Here is a 16,563-nt window from a genome sequence, read left to right as displayed (position 1 = left end):
GTTAGGTTGGGTAATTGAATGAAATCGATTGGTTACATTCATTTGTTATTGGGAAATCCACATGAAAGACTTCATGGGTGATATTCCAAACAAAGTCATGTTCCCTTTGGTCGAAAGTGTCAGATGAAAGCATGAACATAAGACCGGGACTTGAATTTCGCTTTGAAATTCATGCTTTATTTTGCTATCCTTTAGCAGAGGGGATGATTTATATGAAATTCACATCTATTAGTCAATCAAATATAGATGAATTGTGCATTGCGTTTGAAAGTTGTCTTACGAAACATGATATTACATTTAAATATGTAGACATGACGGAAGATAACGGAATCATATCGTTTATTTTTTGTAATGACCCGGAAAATGCGAGATCGGTCGACATGGAAAGTGAACGTTTCATTGGATTGGATACGGATTACATAGCCAAGGAAATTTTAGAGCCTATCCTGCCTAGATTAAAGGAATATGCACAAAATAAAATCATCGATTAAGATGATTTTTTTGTTTTTATACTTGTTTTTATTGTCTAAATGGAACTGGAAATTTAACTTCCTATTATATGCGTATTATCATAACAGGGAGATGATATTTCATTGATCGTATATAGTTAGGGGAATTAAAAAAGGCCGGAAGGGAAAAGGAAGAATTTATAAAACGGTTTACCATTGGATAGCTTTGCAGGAAACGGTGATTAAATAAAAGAAAAACCCTAGGTTGAATACATCCAGGGTTTTTCTTCTTTGAAAAGCAATCTTTATGAATTGTAAAGATCGCTTTTCACCATTTTCACTCAACTCCTCAGCCTTCAGGATCAAATGACCATTTTTTTACCGGCATTTAATTCAACTTCCTGCTTGGGAGTTTCTATGGTCTTGTTTTTCTTCACTCTTAAGTGATAAACCGCATAACATCCAAGGAAGAATGTTCCCCCGCAATAAAGGGCCATTCGCTGCTCAGGAACAAACGCAAGACTGATCATGACGATGCAGTTTGTTAGTAAAGCAAGAATGGGGATGAATGGATATAGCGGAACTTTGAATTTCAGATTTTCTATCTTTCCGCCTTGGCGGGTATAGGATTTTCTAAAAGCAAGAAGACTGGCCGATATGGCAATCCAGCCAATTTGTGCACCTAATCCTGCAAGGGAGAGAAGAAAGACAAATATTGTTTTGGCAGCTACTACACTTGAAAGTAAAGACAAACCGGCAATTGCAAGGGTAATAAGCAAGGCATTAAGAGGAATCCCTCTCTTATTCACCAAACCGAGCTTCGGACTTGCCATACCTTCCCTAGAGAGCGAGTAGAGCATGCGTGTCGCAGCATAAAGACCGGAGTTCGCCACTGACAATAGTGCTGTAAGAATGATGAAGTTCATGATGTCAGCTGCATACGGAACTCCGATACTATCTAGTACAACAACGAATGGACTTTCTGAGATGCTGGCTTTTTCCCTTGGAATCATCGCCGATAATACAGTGACAGAAAGAACAAAGAAGAAAAGGGTTCTCCAAACGGTTTGTTTGATGGACTTTGGTATGACCTTTTCCGGGTTTTCACTTTCTCCAGCGGCAATTCCGATTAATTCTGTGCCCTGGAAGGAAAAGTTCACTGTAATCATTGTGATTAGCAGGGCCGATATCCCATTGGGGAAAAGACCCTCAGCGATAAAGTTGGAGAAAAATGGAGCTTCTTGTCCACCTTTCATATCAATCATTCCAAACATGGCAGCACCGCCAACGATGATGAACAGAATGATGGCCAATACTTTTATGCTGGAAAAAACAAACTCCGATTCGCCAAATGCTTTTGCTGATAAGGCGTTGAGTGAAAATATGAGAAAAGCAAAGATTGCACACCACATCCAAACGGGTGATTCGGGAAACCATCTTTGCATAAGCTGTCCTGCTGCCAAAAACTCTAAAGCAACTGTAACAGCCCAACCTAACCAGTAAAGCCATCCGATGGCAAACCCGGTTCCAGGACCGATGAACTTAGTCGCATATGTCTGAAACGAACCGGAAACAGGCATGGCAACGGATAGTTCACCTAGACAAAGCATCGTTAAATACATGATGAAGCCGCCGACTATGTAAGAGAGGATAGCACCGAATGCTCCTGCTTCATGAATGGTATAGCCTGAACCAATGAAAAAGCCCGTACCAATACATCCCCCTATTGAAATCATAAATAAATGTCTTGCTTTCATGCTCCGTTTTAATTCATTTGGTTGATTTTCTGCTGTTTTCATTGAAAAACTCCTTTACCTGATGGGTGCAAACGGTTTCATTTATGTTGGGACGTTATTAGGGAATTTGTGTTTTCACAAGTCTAATAGCTTTGATTCTTAGATGGTATCGAATTCCCTCCGAAAAGAGATTACTTCTGCATTAAAGAATCATGAGTCAATGAACAAAGGTACCTATGCAGAATTAATTTCGAAAGCGCCGCTTAATAAAGAAAAGGAAGCCAAGCGTCAGGAAACTAGGGATGTAAATTGGTTCAAGTCGATTATCCGTCAACGGGGGAAGAAGCACATAAAAGAAGTATGGGCTTTTTCCTATGGATTATCACTTTAACGAACTCTCTATTTTTCTATAAAAAACATTGAGTCCGATTATTTAACATGAGCCAATAAATCAGGAGTGATATGATCTTCCGCTCCATAAAGTAATTTTTCCCCAAGCAATGAGCCCATTAATGCAACAGCAACTTCAGCCGTTTTATTATGCTCGTCCAATATTGGGTTTATCTCAACAAACTCTGCTGATGTAATGATATTAGCTTCAGCTAGCATTTCCATGGCAAGATGGCTTTCACGGTAACTAATTCCTCCCATTACAGGCGTTCCGACCCCTGGTGCATCATCTGGATCAAGACCATCTAAATCAAGTGATAAATGAACAAGATCCGTACGTTCCTTCAGATAGGCAATCGATTCTTCCATCACTTTTGTCATGCCCATTCTATCAATCTCATGCATCGTATAGACTTTAATTCCTTTTTCCCTGATTAACTCTTTCTCACCTTGGTCTAAAGAACGGGCACCAATAATGACAATATTTTCTGGTTTGACCTTTGGAGAATATCCGCCAATGTTAGTCAGTGCAGGGTGGCCAAGACCCAAACTTACTGCAAGGGACATACCATGTATGTTTCCTGATGGGGAAGTTTCGGCAGTGTTTAAATCCCCATGTGCATCATACCATATTACCCCTAAGTTTTCAGAATGCTTCGCTAAACCGGCTAATGTCCCGATTGCTATACTGTGATCTCCACCTAATACTAAAGGAAACCGATTGGATTGGATGACTTCATCCACTTTTTGACTCAATTTTTCATTACCTTCTGCTACGTCCTGCAGATTCTTTAGATTTGTGTCGATATCACTTTGTGCTCTTTCCTGTATTTCTACTTTAATATCACCTTCATCACGGACAGTATAGCCAATGTTTTCTAGTCTTTCACTCAATCCTGCATATCTTATGGCACTAGGCCCCATATCCACTCCTCTTCTAGTTTGACCAAGATCCATTGGAACACCAATAATTGAAATTTCCTTCTTCATGTGTAATTCCTCCTTCGATTTTTCTTCCCTAGTATAAGGGTAAAAGGATAGATGACTCAACTCGACATTTTTTTGAATATTTATACGATTGGGAAAAGGGTGAAAGTCTTGGGTTAAATTTCCTAGCATTAATTATTCATGAACATTAATTCATTACCGTGCAGGATATGTTCATAAATAAGAAAAGTGGTGCGAATCCCTTTAAATATGGAATATGGTGAGATTTTCATCTCACGGATGAAAGTGGAAGCGTTCCTAATCTGATTCTTACGCAAAGGATGATTCAGAAGGTAATGGGTGTATGTTACTAGTTACATTTATTCAGAAAAAGGAGCAGTTTCACTTGTAATGCATGGAAGGATTTTTCAATTTTATATGGAATATATATAAAAAGACTAAAAATATTTAGTAGCTTAAAAGAATTTTACGAATTTTTTTCATCTAACTCACTGAGTACTTTGTTTTTAGACGCAGTTTGAATTAGGAGGTATTCATGTTGAATAGCAATGACAGACATAGTGGGAAAATGGAACCGAACCTAAGGAATCGGAGCTTTGAGTATTTATCGAACCGCTGTTCAAGCAAAATAAATAATTTTTTGGTTCTTTGCATATATGAGCAAAACAATCAATTTCATGATTTCAATAATAAATTCAAAACACACAAGCTAAAAGATTCGAAAGGGTTTCTAACCTTTAAAGATGGATTGAATAATAAAAGTTTTGTTATTTGGGAACATGCATATAAAGAGAACGAAGAGCTATTTGCCAAGCTGCGGTTAACGGCGAGAAATGAAACATTATCCCATATTGCCCAACATGTCGTATTCTATCTATTAAGTGAATATGATAGGATTTCTACAGGAAATCATGCTATTTTAAAAGATAAACATTTAATGGAAGATTCAATTTACCAAATGGAAAAAAAATTAAAAAAAGATACCTTTTTAGCTGAGAAAACGGTTTGGGAGGACTTTTACAGCTGGTTTAGACTGCTGGTAAAAGAATGGGTCCTTGAGGAAATAGCCTTAACAATAGGCTTTAATGAAATGGAAAGACTTGATGATCAAGCATTAAATAAGCTATTTTACAGTCATCTCACAAAACATTTTACTGAAAACACTGAATTTTTATCGAAAGTAACAGATATCGTTAATGAGTATATTAAAAAGTGGATCGATAAGATCATGATTGAATTTAATATCGAAAATAATACGATCGAAAAGATAGAAAACCTGCTATGTTTTAAGAGGGATTTGCAAACATCGGATGTACTATTATCCACGATGAGGGATTTTGCTTTCAACTTTACAATCCAAGATCATTTGCTTGTAATGAATAGTGCTCCATATCAGTCGGTTAGAGATGCAATTTATAAAAAAAAATTCGAAATCATTGAAAACAACCCTTGGCCTGCAACTCCAATATTAAAGGGGAATACGGAAGGATACATACAAATAATCCCTTTTGGGAACGATCATACAACCCTTGAGCAGTCGAATGTAAAAGAAGCTTGGAACCGTTTCCACTCTTTATCTGATGTTGATGTCGATGTTTTTGATGCTCTTTGCAGCCTTTTCTTGTCAAAGGCTGCTCATAATGAGGAAACAGTGGAAATTTGTTTAAATGACCTCCTTTCAATAAGAGGATTGAAGCCAAAACTCGGTGGATTCGGACGTCGGGGTGGTTACGAACCTAAACAGCGTGAACAAATTTTGAAATCGCTTACAAATATACAAAGCATCTGGATTAACATTAACAAAGCTACCATCTATGAAAATGGTAAGCCTGTTCAGACAAAGCTACAAGGGAGGACATTTATTTTTAAAGATCGTGCTGGTGTGGAATATGATATATCGGAAGAAACTTGCAGGAAAAAGATAACGTTCACGATTGACAAGGTTTTCGCTAAGTATCTTAATGGCTCTGCGAGGCAAGTCGCCCTTCTTTCGATAAAGGCCCTTCAATATAATCCTTATAAGCAACTTTGGGAAAAAAGGCTTACAAGATATTTAAGCTGGCGCTGGAGGACCCAAGCAAGAAAAGGAGACTTTTTACAGCCGAATAAAACCAGTACCTTAATGGAATCGATCGGTGAAAAATTAAATGACCGTACACCGTCCCGTACTAGGGAACGTTTCGAGAAAGCTTTGGATGTTTTACTGGATGATGGTGTAATCGCATCATGGCATTATGAAAAATGGGATGAATCGATAGCCGATTATAAAGGCTGGGCCAGTATTTGGCTGAATTCGATGATATTAATAGAACCGCCTGATATCATAAAGGAGCAATATCGTTCTATTGAAAAAAAACAAAGATCTCACCCTGGCAATCGGCTTACAAAGCAAGCCCCGGCTAACCTAAAGAGCAGTGATCATATTGGTGAGCAAATAAGAAATGCAAGAAAAAGACTCAACCTCTCTTTATATCAATTAGCAGAAGAGTTGGAGATATCAGCGCCATACGTTAGTAACATTGAAAGAGGTATGAAAATTCCATCCCCTAAAATTCAAAAGAAAATGAAGAAATGGCTTGAGAAACAGGAACATATTAATGAATTTTGAACAAATTGAACCCTTTCCCCATATAAGGAAGAGGGTTTTTTGTGTTGTGAAAACAGGATTTTTAAGAATACCCCTGTATGTTTTGCCTTATACACAAAAACATTGGCGTTTATCTCGTTCCAATGTCGGGGCTATCACTGTAAAAAGTCGGGGTCATCGAGAACACAAATTTTTCATTCCATATTTTTGACCCTGCTGCAATATATGAATTTTCGTCTTTTACAAATAATTAACTGTCTAATGTTTTAAATGAATTTAACAAACTATGTTTTTTCAGAATATAACGCCCTCCATGTAAGATTAGTTCAAAGATATCTTTTTATATGTAGGGGGGAAGATCATGATAGAAAATCAACATTCAAACAATTCTCATGAAACACTTGAGCAGTTATTCAATCCAAGATCCATTGCAATCCTGGGTGCCTCCAAGAGTGAATACAAAATAGGGAATTTACAGGTGAAAGCCCTTTTGGATGGTCATTTTAATGGGGAGATTTATCCGATCAATCGCAAAGCAAAAGAGATTGAAGGGATAAAGTGCTATGAATCTTTGTCAGATGTCCCGAATGAAATTGATTTGGCCATTTTTTGCCTTGGGGCGAATCAGGTGCAGCAAGGATTGGAGGAATGTGCACAAAAGAAAGTGAAGGCAGCCATCATTTTTGCTGCCGGTTTTTCAGAAACAGGAAAAGAAGGTATTAAGCAACAGGAATTGCTAACAGATATTGCAAGAAAGAATGGAATACGGATAGTGGGTCCCAACTGTGTTGGATTAGTGAATTTGTCGAATGGTTTGATTGGCACTTTTTCCCCTGCCATTCAATCTGTGCCATTAAATGACCAAAGAGGGGTCGGTTATGTCTCCCAAAGCGGTGCATTTGGTGTTTTGACCTATATGGCAGCAGCTCAGAATGGATTGAGTTTCAATTACTTCGTGAGTGTAGGAAATGAAATGGAAACTGAATTCTCGGATGTAATTGAATATATGATTCATGATTCAAAAACAAGTGTGATTAGCGGCTACTTGGAAGGTGCTAAAAACCCAGATAAATTACGAAGCCTGGCAACAGAGGCATTGGATCGAAATAAACCCATGATTGTCATGAAAACCGGGAGGAGCAAGGCCGGAAGCAGAGCGGCTGCTTCTCATACAGGATCACTTGCGGGATCGGATCAAGTATATGATGCCTTTTTTAAACAAGCTGGCATCGTAAGGGCCGACGATTATGAGGATATCATATCTTTTTCAAAGCTATTCCTATCAAAGAAGCTTCCAAATGGACGCAATACGGTAATCATCACCAGTTCTGGCGGGAGGGGTATAAATGAAGCGGATCGCTGTGAATCATACGGACTTACCATCAATCCACTCAGCTTAAAGACAATAACAGAAATCAAACGTAATCTACCTGAATATGCGAGCGCTTCCAATCCAGTGGATTTAACAGCGGCCGCATCTGTTTCCAACCCTGAGTTATTCCTTGCACCATTGCGGGCACTTGTAGAAGATCCGGATGTCGATAATATCATTTTTACGGAGTTTCCTTTTAATTGGACTGCCGAGCATCCTTTGCTTCAAGAGTTTATTGAAATTTGCAGATGCTCAGATAAATTTGTATTCATTACCACATTTCCATTAGATGGCATGACACTCCCGCCTTGTACCGCTGAGCTCGTGAAAAATGGCATACCAGTGATTCCGGGAAGCCTTAATCCGATAAGAGGGCTGGCGAAACTAGTTGAATACAGTGAATTTTATCGAAAAAATCTTGAAATTCGAGTTTCTAATAGTACAAAGAAAATAGAGAAACAAAGCTTGCAGGACATGCTGAAGCCGGGTATTACATTAAGTGAATCCGAAGCTAGTATGGTTTTGGAACGATATCGGATTGCTACCACGAAGCGTGTTATAGCTGAAAATGAAAACGATGCCATCCAATTCGCTAACAGTATCGGTTATCCAGTCGTGTTAAAGGTCGATTCGCCGGATATACCACATAAGACGGAAGCGGATGCGATTCGATTGAATGTAAGTACTGACCTTGAGGTCAGGAATGCTTTCACGGATATTAAGCGGAATGCACTAAATTATAAACCTGAGGCTAAAATAAACGGCATTTCCGTTCAGGAAATGTTACCTGATGGTGTGGAAATCATTGTTGGCGCAAGTGATGATCCCGTATTTGGGCCGGTTATCATGTTTGGTCTAGGGGGAATATTTGTTGAGATTTACAAAGATATTTCGTTAAGGATTGCTCCACTGTCAAGACAGGATGCACTTGAAATGATTGAAGAAATTAAGGGGAAGGACATTTTAATGGGAGCACGCGGGAAAGCACCGGTCGATATCGAAGCCATCATTGATGTGTTATTAAAGGTTTCCGCTTTAGTTACAGATTATAAAGATTCCATAGACGAATTGGATATCAATCCTTTGCTGGTATATGAAAACGGAATCAAAGCCGCTGATGCCATGATTGTTGTAAAAAATAATGTGAATGATAATACCGTTATTAGGGGGTAGAAAGCAAATGGAACTGGATCATTTGAACTGTTTAACGGGAGCTGAATTTATATTTGAAGTTGAAAAGAGGCATATCCGTCAATTTGCTGAGGCGATTGGTGATTTGAACCCCTTATATGTGGATGAAGAATATGCAGCGAAAACTTCATATGGTGGCATTATAGCACCGCCGACATTCCCGATAGCCATTGGTCAGGATAGTGGCGAAAGCCTTGACTTGGGCCTCGAACAAAGGAGAATGCTGCATGGTGAGCAGGAGTTTATTTATTCCCGCCCGATTAGACCAGGTGATAGGTTGCATTGTCAGATGAAAGTAACAGATGTATACGAACGGGAAGGCAGAAAAGGAGCGATGCAATTCTTGGTACTTGATACAGAAATGAAAGATGAGTCAGGTGAAATGGTGGTCATAAGCCGAACGAATATCATTTATCGGCCCATCAGGAGTAATCATGCTCCTGTTTGAATAAACATGCTGATAGTTAAGGGGCTAAAGTATCGATGTTAATTTCCGGAAAACCGCAAGCGGGAGGAATCAGGGATGTTGAAATATGAAAGTTTACATGAAGGTCAAAGACTTGAAGCTCTCATCAAGCCAGCTGTAACCAAGGTACAACTTGTTAAATATGCCGGAGCTTCAGGAGATTTCAATCCATTACACACAGATGATGCATTCGCACAAGAGATTGGCATGCAGGGTGTGATTGCTCATGGAATGCTTGTAATGGGCTTTCTTGGTGAATATGTAATGAAACTGGCTGGTCATCATGCTGTACCGGCAACCTTTAAAATGAGATTTGGTGCCGTAACGGTACCAGGAGATCGAATCACATGTTCTGCTTTCGTTAAAAGTCTGTATGAAGAAAGAGGTCAACGCTTTGTAAGACTGGACCTTACTGCAGAAAAGGAACCAGAGCAAGTTGTGGGTTCAGGTGAAGTCGTTTTACGCATTCAATAAGGGAGGTTTTTGTATGGACAGCATTAAAAATCGCTATGCCATTGTCGGTGTAGGGGAAAGTGAGCGTTCTAAGAATTCAGGTACAACCCCGTTACATTTGGCATTGGACGCTGCTCGAGCTGCATTGAATGATGCGGGGCTAAAAGCGAAAGATATCGATGGGTTCATGAGTTATTCTGAAAACGATTCTTGTACATCTCATCAATTAGCAACATATTTAGGGGTCCGCCCCAAATATGTTAAGGATATTCTGGGCGGGGGAAGCAGTACCGAAATGTTGATAGCTGACGCTGTTGGCTTAATCGAATCAGGTCAATTGAATACGGTGTTGATTTATCGTTCCATGAATGGACGCTCAGGGGTACGGATGGGCGGAGGCGGCTGGGATGTGAATATGCTTCAAACAGCAATAGAAGGCGGAAGCTTTATCATTCCTTACGGTGCTGGCGGTCCAGCTCAGTGGTTCGGACTCTTTGCAACGCGACATATGCATGAAACCGGGCTGACCCAGGAACATCTAGGGCATGTATGTTTAGCTTTTTACGAACATGCTCAAAGGAATCCTAAAGCATATTTCCATGGTAAACCACTAACGATGGAGGAATATCTTAAAACGCCATATTTAAGCTATCCATTTAAAAAACATGATTTCTGCCTGGAATCCGATGAAGCAAATGCAATCATTGTCACTTCAGCAGAACGTGCTGAAGGATGCAAGTCCAGGCCGGTATACATCATGGGTCTATCTGCTAGGCAGTGTGTGTCCCATGCACATTATTGGAATGATTTAACGGAAGTGGCTGCAGACTATGTAGCGCCTGAAGTATATAAAATGGCTGGAGTTAGACCTGAAGATATCGACGTTGCATCCATATATGACTGTTATAGCTGGGTTGTTCTTCGGCAGTTGGAGGCTTATGGATTTGCTCCGCGTGGAGAGGTCGGTAATTTTGTAGCCGAAGGAAACCTGCGGATCGGTGGGAAATTACCTTCGAATACGGCAGGAGGAATGCTATCGGAAGGATATACACATGGAATGAATAACGTTTTGGAAATCGTCCGTCAAGTTCGCCACGAATACAAAGGAACCGATCGTCAAGTGGAAAATTGTGAAATCGGAATCTGTACTGGCTGGGCTGGACCTGATGTGGCGGGTGCCATGATTTTAAGAAATTAGGAGGGAACAAAATGGAATACCAAAAACCTATTCCGCTAAAAACACAGGATAATAGTCCATATTGGGATGGCGCAGATCGTCATGAACTGATTCTTCAAAAATGCAATTGCTGTCATCAATATTCCCATCCTCCTGGTCCGAGCTGTGCAAAATGTGGCAGTTCTGAACTTAGCTGGGAAAGCCAAGGCAGCGATATTAACGGTAAAGTCTATTCATATATCGTTTCCTACCGGCCCTTTTTACCTGGATTCCAGGATGATTTACCGCTAGTGATTGCCATAGTCGAATTAGATATGTTGCCCCAGGTCAAGTTAATCGGAAATATTCTGCATTGTTCACCAGAAGAGATTGAAATGGGTATGCCAGTAAAGATGGTTTGGAAGGATATTACGGATGATCGGTCAATACCGCAATGGATTCAGGTATAGAAGTATAATTTGCAAGCATTAAAGGAGGAAAGTAATCTATGGATTTTTCGTTTACAACCAAAGAGGAAGAATTCCGTCTTGAATTGAGAGCGTGGCTTGAAGAAAATTTACCTGAAGGTTGGCTTGAAGGAACCAGTAATGTTTCTAAAGATGAAGGTGAGTATGCCGTTTTCCTGAGGAATTGGCAAAGGAAATTATACGAAGGCGGCTGGGCAGCGATTGCTTGGCCAAAAAAATACGGCGGTCGTGAAGCGACGTTGATGGAGGAAATAGTTTATCAACAGGAAATGGTTAGAGTAAAGGCTCCGGCACTTGTGAATTATGTTGGCATCCATATGGTGGGACCCACTCTTATGCAGATTGGAACGGACGAGCAAAAAGCAAAATATATCCAAAATATTCTTACAGGAGAGGAAGTATGGTGTCAAGGATATTCCGAACCGAATGCTGGGTCTGATTTATCTGCCATCCAAACTAGCGCCGTAAAGGACGGAGATCGGTGGATCATTAATGGTCAGAAGGTTTGGACTAGCTTTGGCCACTTAGCTGATCGATGCTTTTTATTGGCCAGGACGAATCGTTTCGATAAAAAGCATAAAGGGATAACGGTATTCCTTTTGGATATGAATCAGCCGGGGGTGGAAACTAGGCCCATCATTCAAATGGATGGTCAGCATGATTTTAATGAAGTCTATTTGAATGATGCGATTGCATACGATACTGAAATAGTTGGGGAAGTGGATGAAGGCTGGAAGGTTACGATTGCATTGCTTATGCATGAAAGAACGGGAATCGGAGCGCAAGTTTTTACATTGGAGCAACAATTTAAGGAACTTGTAGCCTTAGCCAAAGAATTGAAAGAAGATGATATGCCATTGATGGACAATCCGCTTGTTCGTCATACAATGGTAGATTTATATACTCGCACGCGCGGTTCACTTTTGAACTATTATCGGAATCTGACTAAGACATTAAAAAACGGTCATCCAGGTGCAGAAGGTTCGATGGATAAATTGATGGTAAGTGAACTTACTAAAGAGCTGCTGTCCCAATCGATTTCATTACAAGGACATAAGGGTGTTCTGTGGAAAGAAGATGCCATCTCCTCCAACTCGTATTGGCAGGATAATTATCTTTATTCTTTTGGACAAACAATAGGAGGTGGAACGAGCGAGATACAAAAGAACACTATTGGGGAAAGGATTCTAGGTTTACCGAAAGATATGGGACGTTAAGATGAAAAGGGGGGAATAAAGGTGGATTTTTCTTTAAATCAAGAACAAGAAATGTTTCGTGGATATGTCCGGAAATATTTAGATGGTGCTGGGCAAACAAAAACGGCCCGCGCATACATAGAGGGTGAAAATGGATCTCTAAGGACCTTATTATCCGGGCTTGCCGAACTGGGATGTTCAAGTATTAATATATCGGAAGATCATGGGGGAATGGGCTTAGGTCCCCTTGATTTAATACCTGTACTTGAAGAAACCGGCCGTTCTTTATTGCCAGGTTTATTTTTAGAAACGAATGCACTGGCTGTGCCATTGATAGAGAAATTCGGGACGGAAGTACAAAAAGATAGGTACTTAGCAGAAATTGCGGCTGGTATAAAAACATTCTCGCTAGCTTGGTTAGAACCAGGTGGAAGTTACGGTCCTTCTGACATTAACTTGGAGGCAAAATCCCTAAACGGTCAGCTGATATTGAGCGGAGTGAAATCAATGGTTCCCGATGCAGGGTTGGCTGATCATTATATAGTATTGGTCCGTACAGGCAAAGGTAGACGAAATGATGGGATTACACTACTTATCGTCGATCGAAATGAAACGAATATTACGATGGAAAGCCAAAAAAACATTGATGAAACCCGGCATTTGGCAGCATTGTCTTTCCATGATGTTGAAATTCCCATGGGTCAGGTACTTGGATCCATGCATCAAGGTTGGGATGCCCTCCAAGAAGGGTTACTTTCTTTCAATGCAGCTCTCTCAGCAGCAATTGTCGGGTGTATGGAGAAAGTGGTAGAGATGGCAGCAGAGTATGCGAAGATCCGTGAACAGTTTGGTCAGCCCATAGGAAGATTCCAAGCGATTAAACATAGAATCGTCGATATGAAAATGGATCTCGAAACAGCTAGATCTTTAGCTTATTATGCTAACTGGGCTTTGGAAAGCGGTGAAGAAGATCGGGTTCAAGCCGTTTCCTGCGCACGAATATTTGCCACGAAAGCATTTGTACGTATTTCGTCAGACAATATTCAGATTCATGGCGGAATCGGATTTACAGAAGAAATTGATTGTCATCTTTTTGTTAAGCGTGCCAGATTCTATGAGAATTATTTAGGAAGTACTGAACAATATTACAAACAGGCAGCTACAGCATTAGGTTGGTAGAAAAGTAGAATGGGTTACATTCGTGCTTTACTAAGCCGAAGGGTGGAGATGAACGTTGGAAATTTCATATAAAGTGAAAGAGTTTCAGAATATGATTAATGGCGATCTGGTTCCCGCTTCTTCCGGGAAGCGGATTGAGAGCTACGACCCGTCAACTGGCAAGGTTTGGGCAACCATTCCTTGCAGTATGGCACAAGATGCTGAAGCGGCAGTAGAAGCAGCCCGAATTGCTTTTGCCGATTGGTCCATGAGGCCAGCTATGGACCGGGCAGCTTACCTGCGGAAAATAGGTGATTTAGTCGTAAAGCATGGTGAAGAGCTAGCTGAGTTGGAATCAAGAGACAATGGTTGGGTGATCAGGGAAACGAGCCACGGCCTCATTCCCAGCTTAGCAAGCCTTTGGTATGATGCAGCAGGTGCTACAGCTATTGGGAGTAAGGGAGATACTGTCCAATTGGGACCTGCAAGTGTAGGTTATTCATTGAGGGAACCTTTAGGGGTAGTAGCAGGAATCCTTCCATGGAACTCACCGCTTTTCACGTTTACCATTAAAGCAGCCTATGCGATTGCAGCAGGAAATGCTGTCATTATCAAACCATCAGAGTTGGCTTCTATCGCGTCATTACGATATGGAGACCTGATTAATGAAATCCTCCCGCCAGGAATCCTGAATGTCGTATCAGGAACCGGAGCGGAAGTGGGAGAAACTCTAGTAAAACATCCGGATGTGAACAAAATCAGTTTGACCGGTTCTGGGGGAACGGCAAGGGCGATAGCACAATCGACCGCACGAAATCCCAAGCCCATGATTTTGGAGCTTGGTGGGAAATCGCCAAACATAGTCTTTGCGGATGCTAACCTTGAAAAAGCAGCACAAGGGGTGACGAACTATGGGATATTTAGCGGCAATGCAGGCCAACTATGTGTAGGTGGATCGAGGATTTTGATTCAAAGGTCCATATTCGATGAAATGATCATTAGGATGAAAGAAGTGATGGAACAGCAAATTCATCTGGGTGATCCAATGAATCCTGCCACTTCAATGGGACCGATCGCTAACGCTGCTCAATATGAAAAAGTCCTTTCATATATAGAATTAGGCAAAAAGGAAGGAGGGGAAATCATCATCGGTGGCCGTCATGGAGGTGTTAGCCTATTACCTGATGAACCCGAATTAGCTGATGGCTATTGGGTTGAGCCAACACTGATCAAGGTCAATAGTAATTCTCTCCGTATCTGTCAAGAGGAAATCTTCGGTCCGGTAGCGACCGTTATCCCCTTTGATACGGAAGAGGAAGCCCTCACCATAGCTAATGACAGTGATTATGGTTTAGGAGCTGGAGTATGGACCTCGAATTTGGATCGGGCAAATCGGATGGTACGCAAACTGGAATCGGGTAATGTGTGGGTGAACTTGTTTCGCAGGGTGGGACCTGAACTCCCATTCGGAGGCCAAAAAAGCAGTGGATTCGGAACGGATACCATTCTTGAATATACCCGTGAGAAGACCATTTATATGGAAATAGGATGAGGGAATTCGCTGTAAATAGTGGACTGGGGGTTCTGTAGATGGCACAAGATTCTAATGGCATTTTTTATGGATGGTATGTGGTGTTGTGTGGCTTTTTCATAATGTTCGCCGGTTTCTCGATAATAAATTCCTTGCACAGTTTGTTCATGGTTCCGGTTACAGAAGATTTAGGAATAAGCAGAACAACTTTTTCCATTGCACTTTCCATTGCTGGCCTTGGAGTGGCTGTTGCTTCTCCAATCATGGGGAAACTACTCGCTAAAGGGAATATGAAATGGATCATGTCAATTTGCGTAGTAATGGCCGGAGCAGGATTCATGTCATACTCGCTTGCCAATTCAGCTGTATATTTTTGTATCATAGGCTTTGTAATCGGCATCTGTGTTGCAGGCTTTTCCAATATTCCCATATCAATCATGTTAACCAATTGGTTTTATGAGAAAAAAGGAAAGGCCATGGGTTTGGCATTTGCGGGTTCGGGAATTGGGGCAGCGGTCCTAAGTCCGATCATTACAAAATTAATCTCAAATTATGGTTGGAGAACGGCCTACGTAATAGCAGGGATACTGATAATTGTCTTAACATTACCCTTGGTTTTACTATTTGCAAAGAAAAGTCCCGCGGAAAAGGGGCTTGTTCCACTGGGCTCTGACAACATGGAAATGGCCGAAACGACTGTGGAATCTGAACAGAAGGGCTTAACGATGAGAGAAGCAAAAAAGACGGCAATGTTTTGGATTTTCGTCCTGGGAATCGTTTGTTTTGCATTGGTTGCAGGAGGGGTGCAAATGCATATCCCGGCATATCTGATCGACATAGGGCATCCAGCCATCTTTGCAGGAACCATTTTCGGAATACTATCTTTGGCAAATACGGTAGGGAAATTGATTCTTGGAGCTGTATTGGATAAGTTCGGTACGGCTGGCGGTGCCATTTATGTAGGGATTTGCATGACAATCGCAATGGCGGCACTATTGTTAGCGAAAACACAGGCATTCGCATTCCTATTCGCCATCGTCTTTGGCTTTAGCATAGTGATATCCACCCTAGGGCCTCCCTTCATGACAAATGATATCTTTGGAAAGAAAGACTTCGGCTCCATCTTTGGCATCGTGCAAGTTTTTTTTGTGGCAGCAGGTTCATTGGGAGTGATCGTTTCGGGTTTAATCTATGATTTGACAGAAAGCTATCGTGCAGCTTGGATCTTTTTCCTTTGTTTATTCATCTTCAGTATGGTTTGCGTACTAACGGCAAATGGCATGAAAAAAAAGACCATCAGCAAAATCAAAAATATTCCCGACCAAAAAATAGGATAGATTGCTAGAGAAAAAGCCATATTGAAGGGTTTGTCTCCCGTAATCAAAAAAGGTAAAGAGCGGCAGGCTAGAATGCTGCTCTTTACCTTACTGTTAAACTATATG

The 16,563-nt window shown here is 40.9% G+C and carries 14 protein-coding genes; 12 read left to right on the top strand and 2 right to left on the bottom strand.

The features are described from left to right. The first annotated feature begins 212 nt into the window (after positions 1-212). Positions 213-491 (top strand): hypothetical protein, encoded by a 279-nt coding sequence (locus ACFRAK_RS16230; protein WP_260284961.1) that lies wholly within the window; start codon positions 213-215, stop codon positions 489-491. 320 nt (positions 492-811) lie between these two features. Here the strand turns inward: ACFRAK_RS16230 and ACFRAK_RS16225 are convergent, their stop codons facing one another. Beyond that, positions 812-2,248, bottom strand: a complete 1,437-nt coding sequence (locus ACFRAK_RS16225; protein ID WP_260284960.1) for an amino acid permease — start codon at positions 2,246-2,248, stop codon at positions 812-814. Between the two features lie 157 nt (positions 2,249-2,405). On the opposite strand from ACFRAK_RS16225, the gene ACFRAK_RS16220 reads away from it, so the two are divergent. Next, positions 2,406-2,576 (top strand): hypothetical protein, encoded by a 171-nt coding sequence (locus tag ACFRAK_RS16220; RefSeq protein ID WP_387598441.1) that lies wholly within the window; start codon positions 2,406-2,408, stop codon positions 2,574-2,576. A gap of 38 nt (positions 2,577-2,614) precedes the next feature. Here the strand turns inward: ACFRAK_RS16220 and rocF are convergent, their stop codons facing one another. Beyond that, complete coding sequence (gene rocF, locus ACFRAK_RS16215) at positions 2,615-3,565, bottom strand: arginase (RefSeq protein WP_192204743.1); 951 nt, start codon at positions 3,563-3,565, stop codon at positions 2,615-2,617. 493 nt (positions 3,566-4,058) lie between these two features. Between rocF and ACFRAK_RS16210 the strand changes: the two genes are divergently transcribed. The 10 genes from ACFRAK_RS16210 to ACFRAK_RS16165 all read left to right on the top strand — a co-directional run bounded on the left by ACFRAK_RS16210 (position 4,059) and on the right by ACFRAK_RS16165 (position 16,458). Next, positions 4,059-6,131, top strand: coding sequence for a helix-turn-helix domain-containing protein (locus ACFRAK_RS16210; protein ID WP_394572074.1), 2,073 nt, complete (start codon positions 4,059-4,061; stop codon positions 6,129-6,131). Positions 6,132-6,471: 340 nt separating this feature from the next. Further along, positions 6,472-8,655, top strand: a complete 2,184-nt coding sequence (locus ACFRAK_RS16205; protein WP_394572073.1) for an acetate--CoA ligase family protein — start codon at positions 6,472-6,474, stop codon at positions 8,653-8,655. Positions 8,656-8,662: 7 nt separating this feature from the next. After that, on the top strand, positions 8,663-9,121 hold the full coding sequence (locus tag ACFRAK_RS16200) for a MaoC family dehydratase N-terminal domain-containing protein (RefSeq protein ID WP_394572072.1): 459 nt from the start codon (positions 8,663-8,665) through the stop codon (positions 9,119-9,121). Between the two features lie 75 nt (positions 9,122-9,196). After that, positions 9,197-9,613 (top strand): MaoC/PaaZ C-terminal domain-containing protein, encoded by a 417-nt coding sequence (locus tag ACFRAK_RS16195; protein WP_394572071.1) that lies wholly within the window; start codon positions 9,197-9,199, stop codon positions 9,611-9,613. A 13-nt stretch (positions 9,614-9,626) separates the two neighbouring features. Beyond that, the gene (locus ACFRAK_RS16190) at positions 9,627-10,790 is read left to right on the top strand and encodes a thiolase C-terminal domain-containing protein (protein ID WP_387598451.1); all 1,164 of its coding nucleotides are present in this window, start codon (positions 9,627-9,629) and stop codon (positions 10,788-10,790) included. Positions 10,791-10,801: 11 nt separating this feature from the next. Further along, entirely contained in the window at positions 10,802-11,218 is a 417-nt protein-coding gene (locus tag ACFRAK_RS16185) for a Zn-ribbon domain-containing OB-fold protein (RefSeq protein ID WP_342615716.1), read from the top strand. 38 nt (positions 11,219-11,256) lie between these two features. After that, positions 11,257-12,453, top strand: coding sequence for an acyl-CoA dehydrogenase family protein (locus tag ACFRAK_RS16180; RefSeq protein ID WP_387598456.1), 1,197 nt, complete (start codon positions 11,257-11,259; stop codon positions 12,451-12,453). 21 nt (positions 12,454-12,474) lie between these two features. Further along, the gene (locus ACFRAK_RS16175) at positions 12,475-13,611 is read left to right on the top strand and encodes an acyl-CoA dehydrogenase family protein (protein ID WP_394572070.1); all 1,137 of its coding nucleotides are present in this window, start codon (positions 12,475-12,477) and stop codon (positions 13,609-13,611) included. Positions 13,612-13,666: 55 nt separating this feature from the next. Next, entirely contained in the window at positions 13,667-15,142 is a 1,476-nt protein-coding gene (locus ACFRAK_RS16170) for an aldehyde dehydrogenase family protein (protein ID WP_394572069.1), read from the top strand. 38 nt (positions 15,143-15,180) lie between these two features. Further along, entirely contained in the window at positions 15,181-16,458 is a 1,278-nt protein-coding gene (locus ACFRAK_RS16165) for an MFS transporter (protein ID WP_394572068.1), read from the top strand. Positions 16,459-16,563 lie beyond the last annotated feature (105 nt).

Source organism: Peribacillus sp. NPDC056705 (assembly GCF_043656335.1).
This window is presented reverse-complemented; position numbering and strand designations above follow the sequence as displayed.

Coding starts and splice junctions, on each gene's coding strand:
- ACFRAK_RS16230 (WP_260284961.1), top strand. CDS start 213: ATGAAATTCACATCTATTAGTCAATCAAATATAGATGAATTGTGCATT.
- ACFRAK_RS16225 (WP_260284960.1), bottom strand. CDS start 2,248: ATGAAAACAGCAGAAAATCAACCAAATGAATTAAAACGGAGCATGAAA.
- ACFRAK_RS16220 (WP_387598441.1), top strand. CDS start 2,406: ATGAACAAAGGTACCTATGCAGAATTAATTTCGAAAGCGCCGCTTAAT.
- rocF (WP_192204743.1), bottom strand. CDS start 3,565: ATGAAGAAGGAAATTTCAATTATTGGTGTTCCAATGGATCTTGGTCAA.
- ACFRAK_RS16210 (WP_394572074.1), top strand. CDS start 4,059: ATGTTGAATAGCAATGACAGACATAGTGGGAAAATGGAACCGAACCTA.
- ACFRAK_RS16205 (WP_394572073.1), top strand. CDS start 6,472: ATGATAGAAAATCAACATTCAAACAATTCTCATGAAACACTTGAGCAG.
- ACFRAK_RS16200 (WP_394572072.1), top strand. CDS start 8,663: ATGGAACTGGATCATTTGAACTGTTTAACGGGAGCTGAATTTATATTT.
- ACFRAK_RS16195 (WP_394572071.1), top strand. CDS start 9,197: ATGTTGAAATATGAAAGTTTACATGAAGGTCAAAGACTTGAAGCTCTC.
- ACFRAK_RS16190 (WP_387598451.1), top strand. CDS start 9,627: ATGGACAGCATTAAAAATCGCTATGCCATTGTCGGTGTAGGGGAAAGT.
- ACFRAK_RS16185 (WP_342615716.1), top strand. CDS start 10,802: ATGGAATACCAAAAACCTATTCCGCTAAAAACACAGGATAATAGTCCA.
- ACFRAK_RS16180 (WP_387598456.1), top strand. CDS start 11,257: ATGGATTTTTCGTTTACAACCAAAGAGGAAGAATTCCGTCTTGAATTG.
- ACFRAK_RS16165 (WP_394572068.1), top strand. CDS start 15,181: ATGGCACAAGATTCTAATGGCATTTTTTATGGATGGTATGTGGTGTTG.